Source organism: Stenotrophomonas sp. Ker107b, from assembly GCF_053847245.1.
Map to the genome: position 1 here is coordinate 862,160 of NZ_JBSPHX010000001.1, position 17,799 is coordinate 879,958.

17 protein-coding genes are annotated in these 17,799 nt (G+C 65.3%); 8 read left to right on the forward strand and 9 right to left on the reverse strand.

Annotated features, from left to right (window positions below; genetic code table 11):
* Positions 1-31 precede the first annotated feature (31 nt).
* The 6 genes from ACWV8V_RS04130 to ykgO form a co-directional block, all read right to left on the reverse strand.
* Positions 32-1,264 (reverse strand): TraB/GumN family protein, encoded by a 1,233-nt coding sequence (locus tag ACWV8V_RS04130; protein WP_428999132.1) that lies wholly within the window; start codon positions 1,262-1,264, stop codon positions 32-34.
* Complete coding sequence (locus tag ACWV8V_RS04135) at positions 1,257-1,787, reverse strand: GNAT family N-acetyltransferase (protein WP_123729052.1); 531 nt, start codon at positions 1,785-1,787, stop codon at positions 1,257-1,259. Before ACWV8V_RS04135 ends, ACWV8V_RS04130 begins: the two co-directional genes overlap by 8 nt.
* 19 nt (positions 1,788-1,806) lie before the next feature.
* Positions 1,807-2,694 carry a carbon-nitrogen hydrolase gene (locus ACWV8V_RS04140; protein ID WP_455899005.1) on the reverse strand — a complete coding sequence of 296 codons (888 nt, stop codon included), beginning with the start codon at positions 2,692-2,694 and terminating at the stop codon, positions 1,807-1,809.
* Between the two features lie 344 nt (positions 2,695-3,038).
* Positions 3,039-4,073 (reverse strand): agmatine deiminase family protein, encoded by a 1,035-nt coding sequence (locus tag ACWV8V_RS04145; RefSeq protein ID WP_259261084.1) that lies wholly within the window; start codon positions 4,071-4,073, stop codon positions 3,039-3,041.
* Positions 4,074-4,119: 46 nt separating this feature from the next.
* On the reverse strand, positions 4,120-4,446 hold the full coding sequence (locus tag ACWV8V_RS04150) for a hypothetical protein (RefSeq protein ID WP_259261083.1): 327 nt from the start codon (positions 4,444-4,446) through the stop codon (positions 4,120-4,122).
* 166 nt (positions 4,447-4,612) lie between these two features.
* Complete coding sequence (gene ykgO / locus ACWV8V_RS04155; RefSeq protein WP_057628212.1) at positions 4,613-4,738, reverse strand: type B 50S ribosomal protein L36; 126 nt, start codon at positions 4,736-4,738, stop codon at positions 4,613-4,615.
* Positions 4,739-4,932: 194 nt separating this feature from the next.
* On the opposite strand from ykgO, the gene cmk reads away from it, so the two are divergent.
* The 8 genes from cmk (at position 4,933) to galU (ending at position 13,241) form a co-directional block, all read left to right on the forward strand.
* Positions 4,933-5,613: a (d)CMP kinase gene (gene cmk / locus ACWV8V_RS04160; RefSeq protein WP_046273768.1), complete on the forward strand. Its 681-nt coding sequence runs from the start codon at positions 4,933-4,935 to the stop codon at positions 5,611-5,613.
* A gap of 193 nt (positions 5,614-5,806) precedes the next feature.
* Positions 5,807-7,492 (forward strand): 30S ribosomal protein S1, encoded by a 1,686-nt coding sequence (gene rpsA / locus ACWV8V_RS04165; RefSeq protein ID WP_121042136.1) that lies wholly within the window; start codon positions 5,807-5,809, stop codon positions 7,490-7,492.
* 87 nt (positions 7,493-7,579) lie between these two features.
* The gene (locus ACWV8V_RS04170; protein WP_019183098.1) at positions 7,580-7,885 is read left to right on the forward strand and encodes an integration host factor subunit beta; all 306 of its coding nucleotides are present in this window, start codon (positions 7,580-7,582) and stop codon (positions 7,883-7,885) included.
* Between the two features lie 103 nt (positions 7,886-7,988).
* Complete coding sequence (locus ACWV8V_RS04175; RefSeq protein WP_123729054.1) at positions 7,989-8,273, forward strand: LapA family protein; 285 nt, start codon at positions 7,989-7,991, stop codon at positions 8,271-8,273.
* Positions 8,274-8,279: 6 nt separating this feature from the next.
* Positions 8,280-9,458 (forward strand): lipopolysaccharide assembly protein LapB, encoded by a 1,179-nt coding sequence (gene lapB / locus ACWV8V_RS04180; RefSeq protein ID WP_259261080.1) that lies wholly within the window; start codon positions 8,280-8,282, stop codon positions 9,456-9,458.
* Positions 9,459-9,461: 3 nt separating this feature from the next.
* Complete coding sequence (locus ACWV8V_RS04185; protein WP_455899006.1) at positions 9,462-10,436, forward strand: MraY family glycosyltransferase; 975 nt, start codon at positions 9,462-9,464, stop codon at positions 10,434-10,436.
* A gap of 16 nt (positions 10,437-10,452) precedes the next feature.
* Positions 10,453-12,360 carry a polysaccharide biosynthesis protein gene (locus tag ACWV8V_RS04190; protein WP_184997066.1) on the forward strand — a complete coding sequence of 636 codons (1,908 nt, stop codon included), beginning with the start codon at positions 10,453-10,455 and terminating at the stop codon, positions 12,358-12,360.
* Positions 12,360-13,241, forward strand: a complete 882-nt coding sequence (gene galU, locus ACWV8V_RS04195; RefSeq protein ID WP_259261078.1) for a UTP--glucose-1-phosphate uridylyltransferase GalU — start codon at positions 12,360-12,362, stop codon at positions 13,239-13,241. Before ACWV8V_RS04190 ends, galU begins: the two co-directional genes overlap by 1 nt.
* Positions 13,242-13,454: 213 nt before the next feature.
* Here the strand turns inward: galU and ACWV8V_RS04200 are convergent, their stop codons facing one another.
* The 3 genes from ACWV8V_RS04200 to ACWV8V_RS04210 are packed head-to-tail and all read right to left on the reverse strand — an operon-like array spanning position 13,455 to position 17,764.
* Positions 13,455-14,663 (reverse strand): acetyl-CoA C-acyltransferase, encoded by a 1,209-nt coding sequence (locus ACWV8V_RS04200; protein WP_121042146.1) that lies wholly within the window; start codon positions 14,661-14,663, stop codon positions 13,455-13,457.
* Positions 14,664-14,685: 22 nt separating this feature from the next.
* Positions 14,686-17,058: a 3-hydroxyacyl-CoA dehydrogenase/enoyl-CoA hydratase family protein gene (locus ACWV8V_RS04205; RefSeq protein ID WP_455899007.1), complete on the reverse strand. Its 2,373-nt coding sequence runs from the start codon at positions 17,056-17,058 to the stop codon at positions 14,686-14,688.
* A gap of 43 nt (positions 17,059-17,101) precedes the next feature.
* Positions 17,102-17,764, reverse strand: a complete 663-nt coding sequence (locus ACWV8V_RS04210; protein WP_259261076.1) for a TetR/AcrR family transcriptional regulator — start codon at positions 17,762-17,764, stop codon at positions 17,102-17,104.
* Positions 17,765-17,799 lie beyond the last annotated feature (35 nt).

The following is a 17,799-nucleotide window of genomic DNA, read 5'->3' on the forward strand; positions in this document are numbered from 1 at the left end:
GTGGCCTTTTGATTCACAGCCGGCGCGGGAATCACCCCGCGACCTTGCCCCACACCTGGAACCCGGTCAGCCACAACCCAAGCATGCTGCCCAGGTTGGTCAGCATGAAGGTCAGCACCACGCGGGTCACCCGGTTGCGGTACCAGCCCTTGACGCTCTGCGCATCGTCGCGCAGCTTCAGGAAGTCTTCGTAGGCCGGCTTGCGCAGGCGCGCTTCCACCAGGGCCGAGAACGCACCGGTCGGGATGCTCAGCCGGAACGGCTTGAACGGCGCGACCACGATCGCGGTCAGGATGCTGAGCGGGTGGCTGCCGGCCAACAGGCAGCCCAGGCCGGCCAAGCCGCCGGTGTACATCGCCCAGACCGCCAGCAGTTCGCTGCCGACACCCAGACCACCGCGATAGAAGCCCACGCCGATACCGGTCAGCACGATGGCCAGGATCGCCAGCGTGATCCACGGGATGTTGCGCTTCTTCGGCACGTCTTCCAGCGACTCGCGCAGCGGGCCCGGCGCGTCGGTGTCGGTTTCCAGGTACCTGGCCAGACCGGCCAGATGACCGGCACCGACCACGGCCAGCACTTCGCGCTGGGCCGGATCATGCACTTCGCGCAGGCGCGTGGCCATGTAGCGGTCGCGCTCGCCGATGATGGTTTCGTACAGGGCAGGGCTCTCGCTGGCGAACTCGCCGAAGCTGGCTTCGAGCATGTCGCCCTGCTTGAGCTTCTCGATCTCGTCTTCGCCCACTTCCTCGGAGGCGAACAGGCCAGCGCCCAGGCCCATCACCAGCTTGATCTTGCCGAAGAAGCCCAGGCGCTGCGAGGCACGCCGGAAGGTCAGGCCGACCTCGCGGTCGATCAGATGCACCGGCAGGTTGCGTTCGTTGGCCAGGGTGACCGCGCGCTTGAGCTCGGCACCCGGCTCGATCTCGAGCTGTTCGGCCAGGCGACGCTGGTAGGCGGCCAAGGCCAGGTTGGCGGCAAACAGGGCGACGCGGCCCTTGCGGATCACCTCGACCAGGTCCAGCTTGGCCAGCGCATCCGGATCGGTCAGCGCCTGCAGGCGCTGCGCGTCCAGTTCGACCGCGACCGCATCGAAGCGGCCACTTTCGATCGCACGTTCCACCGCTTCCACGCTGGCCTGCGAGACGTGTGCAGTGCCCAGCAGGGTGTAGCGCACGCCATCGCGTTCGACGATGCGGACGGGCTGGCCGGCGAACAACGTGTCGCCGGCGTCAATCAGGGTATCGGTCATTGCATCATTCATTCGAAGGGGCGCTGTCGGCACCATCGCCGAGCGCGCGCTGCATCTGGACGGTATCCAGCCAGCGGCCATGCTTGCGGCCGAGGCCGCGGAAAACGCCGACGGTCTGGAAACCGAAACGCTCGTGCAGTTTGATGGAGGCGGTGTTGGTGGGCTCGCCGATGACGGCCACCATCTGCCGGTAACCGCGCGCGACGCAGGCATCGATCAGGCCCTGCATCAGCGCCGTGCCGACACCGCGGCCCTGGAACGCCGCATCCACATAGACCGAATTTTCCACGGTCCACTGGTAGGCGATCCGGCCGCGGTAGGTATTGGCGTAGGCATAGCCGGCCACCTGGCCATCGACCTCGGCCACGATGTACGGAAAGCCGCGGCCGACGATGTCCTGCATGCGGCGGCGCATTTCCGCCGCCTCCGGGATCTCGTACTCGTAGGTGTTGACGAAGTCGGTCACTTCCACCGCATAGATCGCGGTGATGGCCGCGATATCGGCATCGGTGGCATCGCGCAGGTGCACGGTCACGGTGGGGTGTCCTGGTCGGTCAGTCGATGTAGCGCTTGAGCAGATCGCCGTATGCATCGATGCGGCGATCACGCAGGAACGGCCAGATACGGCGGACGTGTTCGCTGCGCTGCAGGTCCACATCGCAGACCAGCACCGTCGGCTCGCCACCGGCTTCGGCGATGAACTCGCCCTGCGGACCCAGCACGTGGCTGTTACCCCAGAACTGGATGCCCGAGGCACCCATCGGCGAGGCTTCATGGCCGACCCGGTTGCAGCTCAGTACCGGTACGCCGTTGGCCACCGCATGGCCGCGGTGACTCAACACCCACGCATCACGCTGGCGGCCCTGTTCGTCGCGCTGGTCATCCGGATCCCAGCCGATCGCGGTGGGGTAGAGCAGCAGCTCCGCACCAGCCAGCGCCATCAGACGCGCCGCTTCCGGGTACCACTGGTCCCAGCACACGAGCACGCCGAGGCGACCCACCGAGGTATTGATCGGGGTGAAGCCCAGATCGCCCGGGGTGAAGTAGAACTTCTCGTAGAAGCCCGGATCGTCCGGAATGTGCATCTTGCGGTACTTGCCGAGCAGCGTGCCGTCTTTCTCGAAGACCACCGCGGTGTTGTGGTACAGCCCGGCCGCGCGACGCTCGAACAGCGACCCGACGATCACCACGCCATGCTTCTTGGCCAGCGCACCCAGGCGCTCCGTGCTCGGGCCCGGGATCGGCTCGGCCAGATCGAATTCATCCACCGATTCGTGCTGGCAGAAATACGCCCCGTTGTGCAGCTCCTGCAGCAGGATCAGCTTGGCACCCTGCGCGGCCGCTTCAGCCACGCGCGCTTCGATGACGGCCAGATTGGCCTCGGCATCGCCGTGGTTGCGCTCCTGGATCAGGGCGACGGAAAGGGTGTGGCGTGAGCTCATCCGGAGACGGTCCTGCAAGGGGAAAAACGCAGTTTATCGCGGATGGGTGCACGCAGCGTGCTGGCTGCTAAATGGGCAACACCCGCGCGCCGGTAGTGCCGGCCGCTGGCCGGCTTCGCAGGATGATCAGGGCAACAGTTCACTGGCCAGGCGCATCGGCGTGGCCTGTCGCTCTTCCGTTGGCCGCCAGTGCACTGTCGAAGGGATGGCGGGGGCGGAGGTGCGGGACCGTCAGGGCGCCATGGATGGCGCCCACGAGCCCCCAGGGATGGGTTTACGGCGCGTCCCGCACCTCCGCCCCTGCCAGCCCAGCCTCCGCAGCCTTCAGGCCGCGTGCTTTGCTGTCAGGCCAGCAACCCCGCCGGCAGCTGCATCGTGATGCAGTGCAGGCTGCCGTTCTGCCAGATCAGCGAACGGCACGGCACCGGCACGATCTCGCGGTCCGGATAAGCCTGGGCCAGCACCGCACGCGCAGCCTCGTCGGCCGCATCGCCATAGGCCGGCATCAGCACCGCGCCATTGAGGATCAGGTAGTTCGCATACGACGCCGCCAGGCGGCGGCCTTCGTCGATCACCGGCTGTGCCCACGGCAGCGGGAACAGGCGGTACGGCTGGCCGTCGGTCGTACGCAGCGCCGCCAGCTCCGCACCCATCGCCTGCAGTTCGGCGTAGTGCGAATCGCCCGCGTCGTCGCAGGCCTGGTAGACAATGCTGTCGGTCGAGGCGAAGCGGGCCAGGGTATCGATGTGGGCGTCGGTGTCGTCGCCTTCCAGATAGCCATGGTCCAGCCACAGCACACGGTCCTGGGCCAGCCAGGTGGCCAGGTCGGCGCTGAGCGATTCGCGGCTGCGGTCCGGATGACGCTCGTGCAGGCACTGCCAGGTGGTCAGCAGGGTGCCGGCGCCGTCGGTCTCGATGCCGCCGCCCTCCAGCGCGAATGGAATGCTCTGCAGCTCCGCGTTGTTGAACAGGCCCGCAGCGTGCAGCACGCCCACCAGCTGATCATCCAGGCTGGCGTCGAACTTGCCGCCCCAGCCGGTGAAGCGGAAGTCCAGCAGGCGGAAGCCGCCCTCGGCACGCTTGAGCGTGATCGGGCCGGAGTCGCGCAGCCAGGTGTCGTCGTACTGGGCGGTCACGAACCGCACGCGGTCCGTGTCGATCCGGTTCGAACGCAGGCGCGCATCGGCGTACGCCTCCAGGTCGTCGTCGGCGACGATGATCACCACCGGCTGGAAGCGGGTGATGGCCGCGACGAGCGCGATGTAGGTGTCCTCGACGTCACCCAGGCGGTCGGCCCAGTCGGTGTCGGCGTGGGGCCAGGCGATCAGGATGGCGGACTGGGATTCCCATTCGGCCGGAAAGCGGAGCGTGTCGTTCATGATCTCAGTGCGATGGCCCGCCGGCTGGCGGGCAAAGGGAAAGGGGTCAGCGGATCGGCGGTTTCGGCCCGATCTCGTTGGCGTCGGCGCGGTTGGCGACCACGTCGATCACCTTCTGCTTTTCGAAGTACACGGTGAACTGCGGGTAGACCCAGCGGTTGATCGTGGGCCACTGGCGCTTCTGTCCGCCGCGCGGATCCAGGCGCTCGCCCGGGTCGCCGAACTGGGCCTGGACCTGCTGCATGCTCTGGCCGCGGACGGGCAGGGCGACGGCGGGCTTTTCACGGCTGCGGTCGATCAGCAGCGTGTCGGCGTGGGCATTGGAAACGGCCAGCACGGCCAGCAACGGCAAAGTGGTCAGGTAACGCTTCATCTCGATCTACTCCCCAGTGGTCAAGAATGCGGAAGGTCCCACGACCAACGGTCGTAAGCTACCCGGCGATTACACCAAAAATGGCAGCAAAAAGCCGCCCGGAGGCGGCTTTTTGTTCATCACCCGGTCCGCTGAGGGACCGGTGGCGGCCGTGAGGCCAGCCGGCTCAGCGCTGGCGAGCCTTGAAGCGCGGGTTCGACTTGCAGATCACGAAGATCTTGCCGCGGCGACGGACGACCTTGCAGTCGCGGTGACGGGTCTTGGCCGACTTCAGGGAAGACAGGACTTTCATTGCATACCTCGGCGTAAACGTTGGATTCGGTTGGAGCGCGGCCGCGATATGCAGATGACAATCGGCAGGTGACGCCCGTTCAAGCCCGCCATTCTACCGGGCTTTTTCCCGTCCTTTCAAGTGGTTGGGCCAAAAAAGTCTCAAGCCGCCCCGGGCAGGGGCTAGAATGGGCGGTCACATCTACCGGGAAACCCATGAATCAGCTTCCATCCGTGCTCACCATCGACGGTCCTTCCGGGGCCGGCAAAGGCACTGTCAGCCGCATTGTCGCACGCCGCCTGGGCTGGCATTACCTGGATTCGGGCGCCCTGTACCGGGCGGTGGGCGTGGCCGCCAGCTGGGCTGATATCGATACCTCCGACGCCTCGGCGCTGGTGCGCTGCACCTTCGACACCCACGTGCGCTTCGTGGAATCGGCCGATGGCGGGCTGCGGGTGCTGGTCAACGAGACCGATGCCACCGACGAGCTGCGCCTGGAGACCACCGGGGCGCTGGCCTCGGCCATTGCTGCCATCCCGGAGGTCCGGGCGGCGCTGAAAGAGCGCCAACGCGCATTCAGGATGGAGCCGGGCCTGGTCGCCGACGGACGGGACATGGGCACGGTCATCTTCCCGGACGCCCCATTCAAGGTGTTTTTGACCGCCAGCGCCGAGGAACGGGCCGAGCGGCGGCATAAGCAGTTGAAAGACAAGGGTGTTTCGGTTAACTTTGACGACCTCCTGCGCGAGATCATGGCCCGCGACGCCCGTGATGCACAGCGCACAGTGGCGCCCCTGAAGCCGGCAGACGATGCCGTCGTCATCGACACCAGTGGTATTGGCATCGACGCTGTCGTTGCCAAGGTATTGGATCTGCTTCCGGTTTCGGGTGCCTGATCCGTTGTAAAGGAGGCCGTCAATCCATCGACGGTGTCGCACCATCGCAAGGCAACAAAAGCTCCGTCCCGCAATGATGCGTGGCGGTTTTCCTACTTAACACACGACCTGCGTTTCCGGGGTCGACCAACAGGCGGGCAGTAAGCGGTTCCCTTCGGGGGCCAATGCCCATGTGTCCAACAGAGTAAATCTAATGACCGAATCATTTGCAGAGCTGTTCGAAGCCAGTCAGGCCAATCTGGCCAAGCTGAAGCCGGGCTCGATCGTCAGCGGTGTCGTTGTTGAAGTCCGCGGCGATGTCGTGGTGATCAACGCCGGCCTGAAGTCCGAAGGCATCGTGCCGATCGAACAGTTCCGTAACGACGCTGGCGAGATCGATGTCGCTGAAGGCGACGTCGTCAAGGTTGCCCTCGATTCCATCGAGAACGGCTTCGGTGAAACCGTTCTGTCGCGTGAGAAAGCCAAGCGCGCGATGGTGTGGGACGAGCTGGAAGAAGCGTTGGAAAAGAACGAAACCATCACCGGCCGCATCAGCGGCAAGGTCAAGGGTGGTTTCACCGTGGACATCAAGGATGTCCGCGCGTTCCTGCCCGGTTCGCTGGTGGATGTGCGCCCCGTGCGCGACCCGGCCTACCTGGAAGGCAAGGAGCTGGAATTCAAGCTCATCAAGCTGGACCGCAAGCGTAACAACGTCGTTGTGTCCCGTCGTGCAGTCGTCGAAAGCGAGCATTCGGAAGAGCGCGAGCAGCTGATGGACAAGCTGCAGGAAGGCGCGATCCTGAAGGGTGTCGTCAAGAACCTGACCGATTACGGCGCATTCGTGGACCTGGGCGGTATCGACGGCCTGCTGCACATCACCGACATGGCCTGGAAGCGCGTGCGCCATCCGTCCGAAGTCGTGAACGTCGGCGACGAGCTGGACGTGCGCGTGCTGAAGTTCGACCGCGAGCGCAACCGCGTTTCGCTGGGTCTGAAGCAGCTGGGCGAGGATCCGTGGGACAACATCGCCCGTCGTTACCCGGCCAACAGCCGCGTCTTCGGCAAGGTCTCCAACGTCACCGATTACGGCGCATTCGTCGAGATCGAGCCGGGCGTCGAAGGTCTGGTGCACGTGTCCGAAATGGATTGGACCAACAAGAACGTCAACCCGTCCAAGGTTGTGCAGGTCGGTGACGAAGTTGAAGTCATGGTCCTGGACGTCGACGAGGAGCGTCGCCGCATCTCGCTGGGCATGAAGCAGGTTGCCGCCAATCCGTGGGAAACCTTCGCTGCCATCCACAAGAAGGGCGACAAGGTGTCGGGCCAGATCAAGTCGATCACCGACTTCGGCATCTTCATCGGCCTGGACGGCGGTATCGATGGCCTGGTGCACCTGTCCGACATCAGCTGGAACACCACCGGCGAAGACGTGGTCCGCAACTACAAGAAGGGCGACAACCTGGACGCCGTCGTCCTGGCCGTCGATCCGGAGCGCGAGCGCATCAGCCTGGGCGTCAAGCAGCTGGAGCAGGATCCGTTCGGTCAGTACATGGCTGCCAACCCGAAGGGTTCCAAGGTCGAAGGCGTGGTCAAGGAAGTGGACGCCAAGGGCGCTACCATCGAACTGGCTGACGGCATCGAAGGCTACGTGGCCGCTCGCGATGTTGCGAATGAGCGCGTGGACGACGCGACCCAGTTCCTGAAGGTCGGCGACAAGGTTGAAGCCAAGTTCGTGGGCATGGATCGCAAGGGTCGTACCCTGCAGCTGTCGATCAAGGCCAAGGACGACGCGGAAATGCGCGAAGTGCTGGAGGAATACCAGTCCTCTTCGGCTTCGAGCGGCACCACCCAGCTCGGCGCGCTGCTGCGTGCACAGCTGAACGGCAACAAGTCCGAGTAATCGGTCTGTCGCTGTCGTAGTTTCCTGGACGGCCCGGACATCAGTCCGGGCCGTTTCAGGGTCTGAGTTCCTCCCCAAGAGCCCGCAATGACCAAATCCGAGCTGATCGAAATCCTGGCGCGCCGACAGGCGCATTTGAAGTCGGACGATGTCGATCTGGCCGTGAAGTCGTTGCTGGAAATGATGGGTGGGGCGCTGGCCGGCGGGGATCGCATCGAGATCCGCGGGTTCGGCAGTTTTTCGTTGCACTACCGGCCTGCACGGCTGGGGCGCAATCCCAAGACCGGGGAATCGGTCGCGTTGCCGGGCAAGCATGTCCCGCACTTCAAGCCGGGCAAGGAACTGCGTGAGCGCGTCAGCGCCGTGGTGCCGCTGGAAAGCGATCCTGCCTGAGTGTCCATCCGCCAAGGGGCGGATGCGTGATTTCCATGGAGTCGGCTGGTAGAGCGGAGTGTTAGTCCGCTACTCTTGAGCCCTACGGAACTGGAGCTGCTGCATGAACATCGTACGTCTGCTGATCCTGCTGGCGGTTCTGGTCGTGGGTCTGATCATCGGCGCCCTCAACTCGCAGCCGATCATCATCAGCCTGGGCTTCACCCAGATCAATTCCACCACCGGCGTGGCGATCATCATCGCCTTGTTGTCCGGTGCGCTCATCGGCGGTGGCCTCGTGCTTGCCAGCATGGTGATCCCGCTGTACGCCAAACTGCGCCGCGCGCAGAAAGCCGCGCCTGCCGTGGTCGTGGCACCCCCTTCTTCTTCTACATTCGACGGACGCTGAGCGCCGATGGAATTTGTCTCTGAGTGGTTCTGGTTCTTCCTGTGCCTGCCCCTGGCCGCGCTGTCTGGTTGGGTGATCGGGCGCCGCGGCGGTCAACGCCATGGCGACAACCAGGTCAGTCATCTGTCCAGCACGTATTTCCGTGGCCTGAACTATCTGCTCAACGAGCAGCCGGACAAGGCGATCGAGCTGTTCCTGCATATCGCCGAGCTGGACAAGGAAACCTTCGAGACCCAGGTCGCGCTGGGCCACCTGTTCCGCCGCCGTGGTGAGGTCGACCGCGCGATCCGCCTGCACCAAGGCCTGGTCAACCGCGCCGATCTCACCGATCAGCAGCGCGTCCAGGCACTGCTGGCGCTGGGCGAGGACTACATGAAGTCCGGCCTGCTCGATCGCGCCGAAACCGTGTTCACCGAGTTGGCGCAGATCGATCAGCGCGCCCCGCAGGCGCTCAAGCACCTGATCGGCATCTACCAGGCCGAGCGCGATTGGGAAAAGGCGATCGACAACGCCAGCCGCTTCGAAGAAGTCACCGGCGAGCCGATGGGCAAGCTGATCGGGCAGTTCGAGTGCGAGCTGGCCGAGCGTTACCGCGGTGCCGGCAAGATCGACGAAGCGCGCGCCGCGATCGCGCGTGCCTACCAGGCTGATGCGATGTCGGTGCGTGCCGGCATCATCGAGGGGCGCCTGGAGAACGACGCCGGCAATGCCGAAGCGGCCGTGCGTGCCTACGAGCGCGCCGCGCGCAACGATCCCGAGTACCTGCCCGAAGTGCTGCAGTCGCTGATGCAGAACTACCGCAAGGTTGGTGACCTCGGTGGCGCGCGTGCGTTCCTGTCGGAGATGACCGAGCACTATCGCGGCATCGCCCCGGTGCTGGCCTTGACCCAGTTGATGGAAGAGCAGGAGGGCGTCGCCCCGGCGCGCGCTTATCTCGGCCGTCAACTCAAGGACCGCCCGTCGGTGCGTGGCGAATCGGCCCTGATCGACCTGACCCTGGCCGAAGGCGCGGATTCCACCGCGACCCTGCACGACCTCAAGCACATCACCGACCAGTTGCTGGTCCGCAACCCGGCTTACCGCTGCACCCGCTGTGGCTTCGGCGCGCGCACGCACCACTGGCAGTGCCCGAGCTGCAAGGAATGGGGCACCGTCAAGCCGCTGCTCAACTACGCGGTGCTCTGAACCATGATGGTCGCCTGGATGGCGGGGCTGCTGGCGGTGCTGGCGGTATCGGCAGGCCTCACCTGGGGCGCACGCGCCTATGCGCTGCGGCGCAATCTGCTGGATGAGCCCGGCGAGCGCCGCAGCCACGGGGTGGCGACGCCACGCGGCGGCGGCATCGCGATCGTGCTGACCCTGCTGCTGGCGTGCGTGGTGGCCGCGGTCCTCTGGCCCAAGGCGGGGATCACCCTGGCGGTGTTCGCGCTGGGGCTGGTGCTGGTCGCGGGCATCGGTTGGTGGGACGACCATCGGCCGCTGCCAGCGGTTCGCCGTCTGCTGGTCCATGTCGTGGCATCCGCGTTGCTGGCGGGCTTGGTCTGGCATGCCACGGGCAACGCCTGGCAGGCGCTGCTGGCACTGCTGTTCGCAACCTCGTTGATCAACATCTGGAACTTCATGGATGGGATCAACGGGATTGCCACCACCCAGGCGATCCTGGCCGGCATTGCGTTCGCCATGGTGCTGCCGCCGCCCTATGGACTGGCCGGCGTGGTGCTCGGGCTGGCCTGTCTGGGCTTCCTGCCGTTCAACTACCCGCAGGCACGCATCTTCATGGGTGACGTGGGGAGTGGGGCGCTGGGCTATGCCATCGCGGCCCTGGTGTGTCTGGTCAGCGTGCGCACCGATATCCACTGGTTGCTGCTGCTGGTGCCGCTTTCGGCCTTTCTTGTGGACGCAGGCTTCACATTGCTTTCGCGCATCCTGTCCGGACAGCGCTGGATGGAACCCCACACGCAGCATCTCTATCAGCGCGCGGTGAAAGGTGGTGCAAGCCACACTTTCGTCACCGGGGTGTATCTTGTTTTTGGAATATTCAGTGCGGCAGTGTTTAATGCATGCACGAATTTGCAGCCGAGGTGGGAGGCTGCCGTGGCCGTCGCGTGGTTGATCTTCGCGACCGGCCTTTGGCTGCTCCTGCGCAAGGGAATGCGCAACTAGAAGGATTACGCTGTTTATGACGCCTTGGCAGGACCGAATCACCGGCTTGATGCCGCGAGCGGCCATCGTCGCCCACGACCTGTTCATGGTCTGGGCATGCTGGCAGCTCCTGCACGCCGGACGCTACTCGATGCTGGCCGATGCGCCGGCATTGCCGCTCTGGAACATCGATACCTCGCTGGTCCTGGTCATCCAGGCCGTGGTGTTCTGGCGGGTCGGCCTGTATCGCGGTCTCTGGCGCTTTGCCAGCGTTGCCGATCTGCTCAACATCTTCAAAGCCAGCTTCATCGGCCTGCTCGCCATCGTGGTGGCCTTGGCGTACAAGCGCTTCGAAGGCGTGCCGATGTCGGTGCTGGTCATCTACCCGTTCGCGCTGTCGGCGCTGCTGGGCGCGCCGCGCCTGCTGTACCGCGCGTGGAAGGACTACCAGGCACTGCAATCGGACGTCACCGCCCGCCGCGTGCTGATCCTCGGCGCCGGCCAGGCGGCCGAAGCCCTGGTCCGCGATCTTCGCCGTTCCGGTGATTTCGAGCCGGTGGGCCTGCTCGACGACGCCCCGCACCTGCAGGGCGCCAAGCTGCAGGGACTGCCGATTCTCGGCACGCTGGAAGATGCGCCCGCCGTGGTCCGTGAGACCGCCGCCAAGCTGCTGGTGATTGCCATCCCGTCGCTGGATGCCGTCGGCATGCAGCGGGTGGTGGCCATCTGCGAAAGCACCGGCGTGCCGTTCCGCATGGTGCCCAAACTCAACGACATCCTGCTCGGCCATTCGCTCCCGGGCGAGCTCAAAGAGGTGGCGATCGAAGATCTGCTCGGTCGCAAGCCGATCCTGCCGGACTGGGCGCTGATCCGCGGTTGGCTGGGCGGGCGTACCGTGCTCGTCACTGGCGCCGGCGGTTCGATCGGTTCGGAACTGTGCCGCCAGTGTGCCCGTCATGGGGCAGGGCGCATCGTGCTGGTCGAAATGAGCGAACTGCTGCTGCTGACCATCGAGGCCGAACTGCAGCGCAGCTTTCCGGACCTGGAAGTGGAAGCCGTGCTCGGCGACTGCGGCGATCCCGCGGTGATCCGTCATGCGCTGTCGCTGTCGCGCGTGGACTCGGTCTTCCATGCCGCCGCCTACAAACAGGTGCCGGTGCTGGAGCGTCAGCTGCGCGAAGCGGTGCGCAACAACATCCTCTCCACCGAGACCGTCGCCCGCGCCTGTGTCGAGGCGAAGATCGAGCACTTCGTCTTCATCTCCACCGACAAGGCGGTCGATCCGGTCAATGCGCTGGGCGCCAGCAAGCGCTACGCGGAGATGATCTGCCAGAGCCTGGACCAGAAGACCAGCCACACCCGTTTCGTGACCGTGCGCTTCGGCAACGTGCTGGCCTCGGCTGGCAGCGTGGTGCCGGTGTTCCGCGAGCAGATTCTCAAGGGAGGCCCGGTCACCGTGACCGACCCGGAAGTGACCCGTTACTTCATGACGATCCCCGAGGCCTGCCAGTTGATCCTGCAGGCGGCCGCCTCGGCTTCGCACGGTGCGATCTATACCCTGGACATGGGCGAGCCGGTGCCGATCCGCGTGCTGGCCGAGCAGATGATCCGCCTGGCTGGCAAGCAGCCGTACAAGGACATCGCGATCGTCTATACGGGCCTGCGCCCGGGCGAGAAGCTGCACGAGACGCTGTTCTATTCGGACGAGGACTACCGCCCGACCGCGCATCCCAAGATTCTGGAAGCCGGCGTGCGTACCTTCGCCCGCGAGCAGGTGCTGGCCAACGTGCCGAAACTGCGTGAGGCGATCGCCACCTACGACACTGATGCGATCAACAGCATCCTGTTCTCGACCATGCCGGAGTTCTCTCCGCTGCAACAGGACGATCACGTCAGCTCTGCTAAAGTTCTCGCCTTTCCGGCGCGTGAGGCCAACAGGTTCTGATGAGCAAGCGTATTCGCAAGGCGGTATTTCCTGTCGCAGGGTTGGGCACGCGATTCCTTCCGGCCACCAAGACCGTTCCGAAGGAAATGCTGCCGATCATTGATCGGCCGCTGATCCAGTACGCCGTTGATGAGGCGATCGAAGCGGGCTGCGACACCCTGATCTTCATCACCAACCGCTACAAGCATGCCGTTGCCGATTACTTCGACAAGGCCTACGAGCTGGAGCAGAAGCTTGAGCGCGCCGGCAAGACGGAACAGCTTGAACTGGTTCGCCACGTCCTGCCCAATGGCGTTCGTGCGGTGTTCGTGACGCAGGCCGAAGCACTGGGCTTGGGCCATGCGGTGCTCTGTGCCAAAGCCATTGTCGGTGACGAGCCGTTCGCCGTGCTGCTGCCGGACGATCTGATCTGGAACCGTGGCAACGGCGCCTTGAAGCAGATGGCCGACGCCAACGAAGCCACCGGCGCGAGCATCATCGCGGTCGAAGATGTGCCGCACGACAAGACCGGCAGCTACGGCATCGTGGCCACCGAGGCTTTCGACGGCCGCCAGGGCAAGATCAACGCGATCGTCGAAAAGCCCAAGCCGGAAGACGCCCCGAGCGATCTGGCGGTGGTCGGTCGCTATGTGCTGAGCCCGAAGATCTTCGAACTGCTCGAAGCGACCGGGACCGGTGCAGGCGGTGAGATCCAGCTGACCGATGCGATCGCCGAGCTGCTCAAGAGCGAACGCGTGGACGCGTTCCGCTTCGAAGGACGTCGTTTCGACTGCGGTACCCATCTGGGTCTGGTCGAAGCCACCATCCGCTTCGCGCTCGACAACGAGAAGCTGGCCGGCCCGGCGCGCGAAGTCCTGCAGAAGATGCTGGCCGAAGGCTGAGGACGGGCTGCCGCCGCGCGATGCAGCGGTGGTAGTGCCGGCCGCTGGCCGGCTCTCGACAGAACAGAAAAGGGCAGCCGCGAGGCTGCCCTTTTCGTTTCCGACGGTGCACCGACCAACGGTCGGTGCCTACCCGTTGCATTGGTGCCATCGGTTGCATTGGAGCCAACCGCTGCACCGGTGCCGACCCGTGGGCCGGCACCGATCAATGCCTTACAGCGATTCGAAGATACCCGCCGCGCCCATGCCGGTGCCGATGCACATGGTCACCATGCCGTACTTCTGCTGACGACGGCGCAGGCCGTGCAGCAGGGTCGCGGTGCGGATCGCGCCGGTCGCACCCAGCGGGTGGCCCAGGGCGATCGCGCCACCCAGCGGGTTGACCTTGGACGGGTCCAGGCCGCAGTCGCGGATGACCGCGAGCGACTGTGCGGCAAAGGCTTCGTTGAGCTCGATCCAGTCCAGCTGGTCCTGGGTCAGGCCAGCCTGCTTGAGTGCCTTCGGGATCGCAGCGATCGGGCCGATGCCCATCACTTCCGGGCGCACACCGGCGACCGAGAAGCTGACGAAGCGGGCCAGCGGGGTCAGACCGTAATCCTTGATCGCCTGCTCGGAGGCCAGCAGCACCGCACCGGCACCATCGCTCATCTGCGAGGAGTTGCCCGCCGTGACCGTGCCACCGAACTGGCCGTTGCGGAACACCGGGCGCAGCTTGGCCAGGCCTTCAGCGGACGAATCCAGGCGCGGGCCTTCGTCGGTATCCACGATCTTGTCGCGGGTGATGATGCGGCGGCCGTCGGCCAGGTCCGGCTGGCGGGTGCGCACGTCGTACGGGCTGATCTCGTCCTTGAACTCGCCGTTCTGGATCGCGGCGATGGCCTTCTGGTGCGAGGCGAGGGCGAAGGCGTCCTGCTCCTCGCGCGAGACCTTCCATTCTTCGGCGACCTTCTCGGCGGTGATGCCCATGCCGTAGGCAATGGCGACGTGGTCGTTGTCGAACACGCTCGGCGCCATCGCGATCTTGTTGCCCATCATCGGCACCATCGACATCGACTCGGTACCACCGGCCAGCATCAGGTCCGAATTGCCCAGACGGATCTGGTCGGCGGCCATGGCCACGGCCTGCAGGCCGGAGGAGCAGAAGCGATTGACGGTCTGCGCGGCGATGGTGTCCGGCAGGCCGGCCAGCAGCACGCCGATGCGCGCCACGTTCATGCCCTGCTCGGCTTCCGGCATCGCGCAGCCGATGATCGCATCATCGATGCGGTTGAGGTCGATGCCCGGCGCCTGTGCGACCACGGAGCGGAGCACATGGGCCAGCATGTCGTCGGGACGGGTATTGCGGAACACGCCCTTGGGCGCCTTGCCCACCGGGGTGCGGGTGGCGGCGACGATGTAGGCGTCCTGGATTTGCTTGGTCATTGCAGTGATCTCTTTAAAAGGGTCAGTTACGCAGCGGCTTGCCGGTCTTGAGCATGTGCGCGATGCGGGCCTGGGTCTTTTCCTGCTGGGCCAGTTCGACGAAGTGCTTGCGCTCCAGCGTCAGCAGCCACTCTTCGTCCACCAGCGTGCCGCGATCCACTTCGCCGCCGCACAGCACGGTGGCGATGCGCACGGCGATCTCGTAGTCGTACGGGCTGATGAAGCGGCCTTCCAGCATGTTGACCAGCATCATCTTGAACGTGGCGATGCCGACGTCACCGGCGACCTGGATGCGGCGGGCCGGCATCGGCGGACGGTAGCCGCCTTCGGCCAGCGCCAGCACTTCGGCCTTGGCGATGTGCAGCGTCTCGAAGCTGTTGAACACGACCTTGTCGGTCGCGCGCATCAGGCCCAGTTCCTTGGCGTTGACCGCGGAGTTGGAGACCTTGGCCATCGCGACGGTTTCGAAGGTCTTCTTGAGCTCGGCGAACACGTCACCGCCCGGACCTGCGGCCTGCGAGGCGCGCACGGCCAGTTCCTTCAGGCCACCGCCGGCCGGCAGCAGACCGACGCCGGCTTCGACCAGGCCGATGTAGCTTTCCAGCGCGGCCACGCTCTTGGCGCTGTGCATCTGGAACTCACAGCCGCCCCCCAGGGCCAGGCCGCGCACGGCGGTCACCACCGGTACCAGCGAATACTTGATCGCCTGGCTGGTGCGCTGGAAGTTGTGCACCATCTCTTCGAACTGGTCGACCTTGCCGGCCTGCAGCAGGCCGAGCGCACCGGCCAGATCGGCACCGGCGGAGAAGGGCTCCTTCTGCTGCCAGATCACCAGGCCCTTGTAGTCCTGCTCGGCGCGCTTGATCGCTTCCTGCAGGCCGTTGAGCACGTGGTCGGACACGGTGTTCATTTTGGTCTTGAAGCTGACCACCGCGATGCCGTCGCCGTCGTGCCACATGCGCACGCCGTCGTTCTCGAACACCGTTTCGCCCGGGCTGAAGGTCTCGCCCAGCAGCGGATCCGGGAAGCGCTGGCGCTGGTACACCGGCAGGGCCGAACGCGGCAGCTTGGCGTTGCGCGAGGGGCTGTAGCTGCCTTCGGCGGCGTGCACGCCGTCGCGGCCATCAAACACCCAGTCCGGCAGCGGGGCATTGCTCATGCTCTTGCCGGCGACGATGTCATCGGCGATCCACTGGGCGACCTGCTTCCAGCCGGCAGCCTGCCAGGTTTCGAACGGGCCCAGCGACCAGCCATACCCCCAGCGGATGGCCAGATCCACGTCGCGCGCGGTCTCGGCGATGTCGGCCAGGTGGTAGGCGCTGTAATGGAACAGATCGCGGAAGGTCGCCCACAGGAACTGCGCCTGCGGGTGCTGGCTCTCGCGCAGCTTGGCGAACTTCTCGGCCGGGTTCTTGATCTTGAGGATCTCGACCACTTCCGGCGCGGCGGCGCGGTCGGCAGGGCGGTAATCCTGCTTCTCCAGGTCCAGCACCATGATGTCCTTGCCGACCTTGCGGAAGATGCCGGCACCGGTCTTCTGGCCCAGCGCGCCCTTGGAAATCAGCGCGTCCAGCCACGTCGGCGAGGTGAAGAATTCATGCCACGGATCGTTGGGCAGGGTGTCGCCCATCGTCTTGATGACGTGCGCCATGGTGTCCAGGCCGACCACGTCGGAGGTGCGGTAGGTCGCCGACTTCGGGCGGCCGACCAGCGGGCCGGTCAGGCCGTCGACTTCATCGAAGCCCAGGCCGAAGGCCTGCGTGTGGTGGATGGTGGACAGGATCGAGAACACGCCGATGCGGTTGCCGATGAAGTTCGGGGTGTCCTTGGCGTACACCACGCCCTTGCCCAGCGTGGTGACCAGGAACGCTTCCAGGCCTTCCAGCACGGCGGCATCGGTGGTGGTGGCCGGGATCAGCTCGGCCAGGTGCATGTAGCGCGGCGGATTGAAGAAGTGCACGCCGCAGAAGCGGTGGCGCAGCTGCTCCGGCAGCACGTCGGCGAGCTTGTTGATGCCCAGGCCCGAAGTGTTGGAGGCCAGCACGGCGTGATCGGCCACGAACGGGGCGATCTTCTTGTACAGGTCCTGCTTCCAGTCCATCCGTTCGGCGATGGCTTCGATGATCAGGTCGCAGTCCTTCAACTGCTCCAGGCCGGTCTCATAGTTGGCCGGCGTGATCGCCTCGGCGTAGGACTTGCTGGCGAGCGGGGCAGGGCTGAGCTTGCCCAGGTTGGCGATGGCTTTGAGCACGATGCCATCGGCCGGACCTTCCTTGGCGGGCAGGTCGAACAGCACCGTGTCGACGCCGGCGTTGGTCAGGTGGGCGGCGATCTGGGCACCCATGACGCCGGCACCCAGCACGGCGGCACGGCGGACTAGCAGGGAATTGGACATGTCGATAAGCCTTTGTTGTCTGGAAGCCGGTCAGCGCCCGGCTCTACGGGGTGGAAAGGGAGGTCGTCGGAGCGCTCGAGGCCGCGCTGGCGCGGAATCCGGCTTCGGCGAAATGAATCAGTTCCTGGGCGGCATGGGCACGATGCGCCGCTTCGGTGACACCGGCGGGTCGCTTGATCAGGCCGAAGTCGGCCATGGCATAGGTCAGCGAGCCGGCGAGGAAATCCAGGCGCCAGTACAGCTCTTCCTTGCTCAGCCCCGGCACGCAGGCGGAGATCGCCTTGCCGAAGTCGCGCAGGACGTGGCCGTAATGGTCGGAAAGGAACTTGCGCAGGTTGTCGTTCTTTTCGGCGTAGGCGCGGGCGATGACCCGCACGAACGCGCCGCCAGTCTGGCGGTCCTGGGCCATCGCCAGGGCCGGTTCGACGAAGGCGGCGAGCACCGGGCGCAGTTCACCGGGATGCTCACGGCGGGCGGCCTCCAGCTGGGCGAGGCGGGCCGAGGTCATTTCATCCATCCGGCGGCGGAAGACCTCGTTGACCAGGTTCTCCTTGGAGCCGAAGTGGTAATTGACCGCGGCGATGTTCACATCGGCCTGGCTGGTGACCTGGCGCAGTGAGGTGCCCGCGAACCCGTGCAGGGCGAACAGTTCCTCGGCAGCGCCGAGGATGCGGTCCTTGGTGGAGAAGTGGGCAGGTTTGGCCATGGGGCAGGGCAGTTCAATCAAACGATTGTTTGATA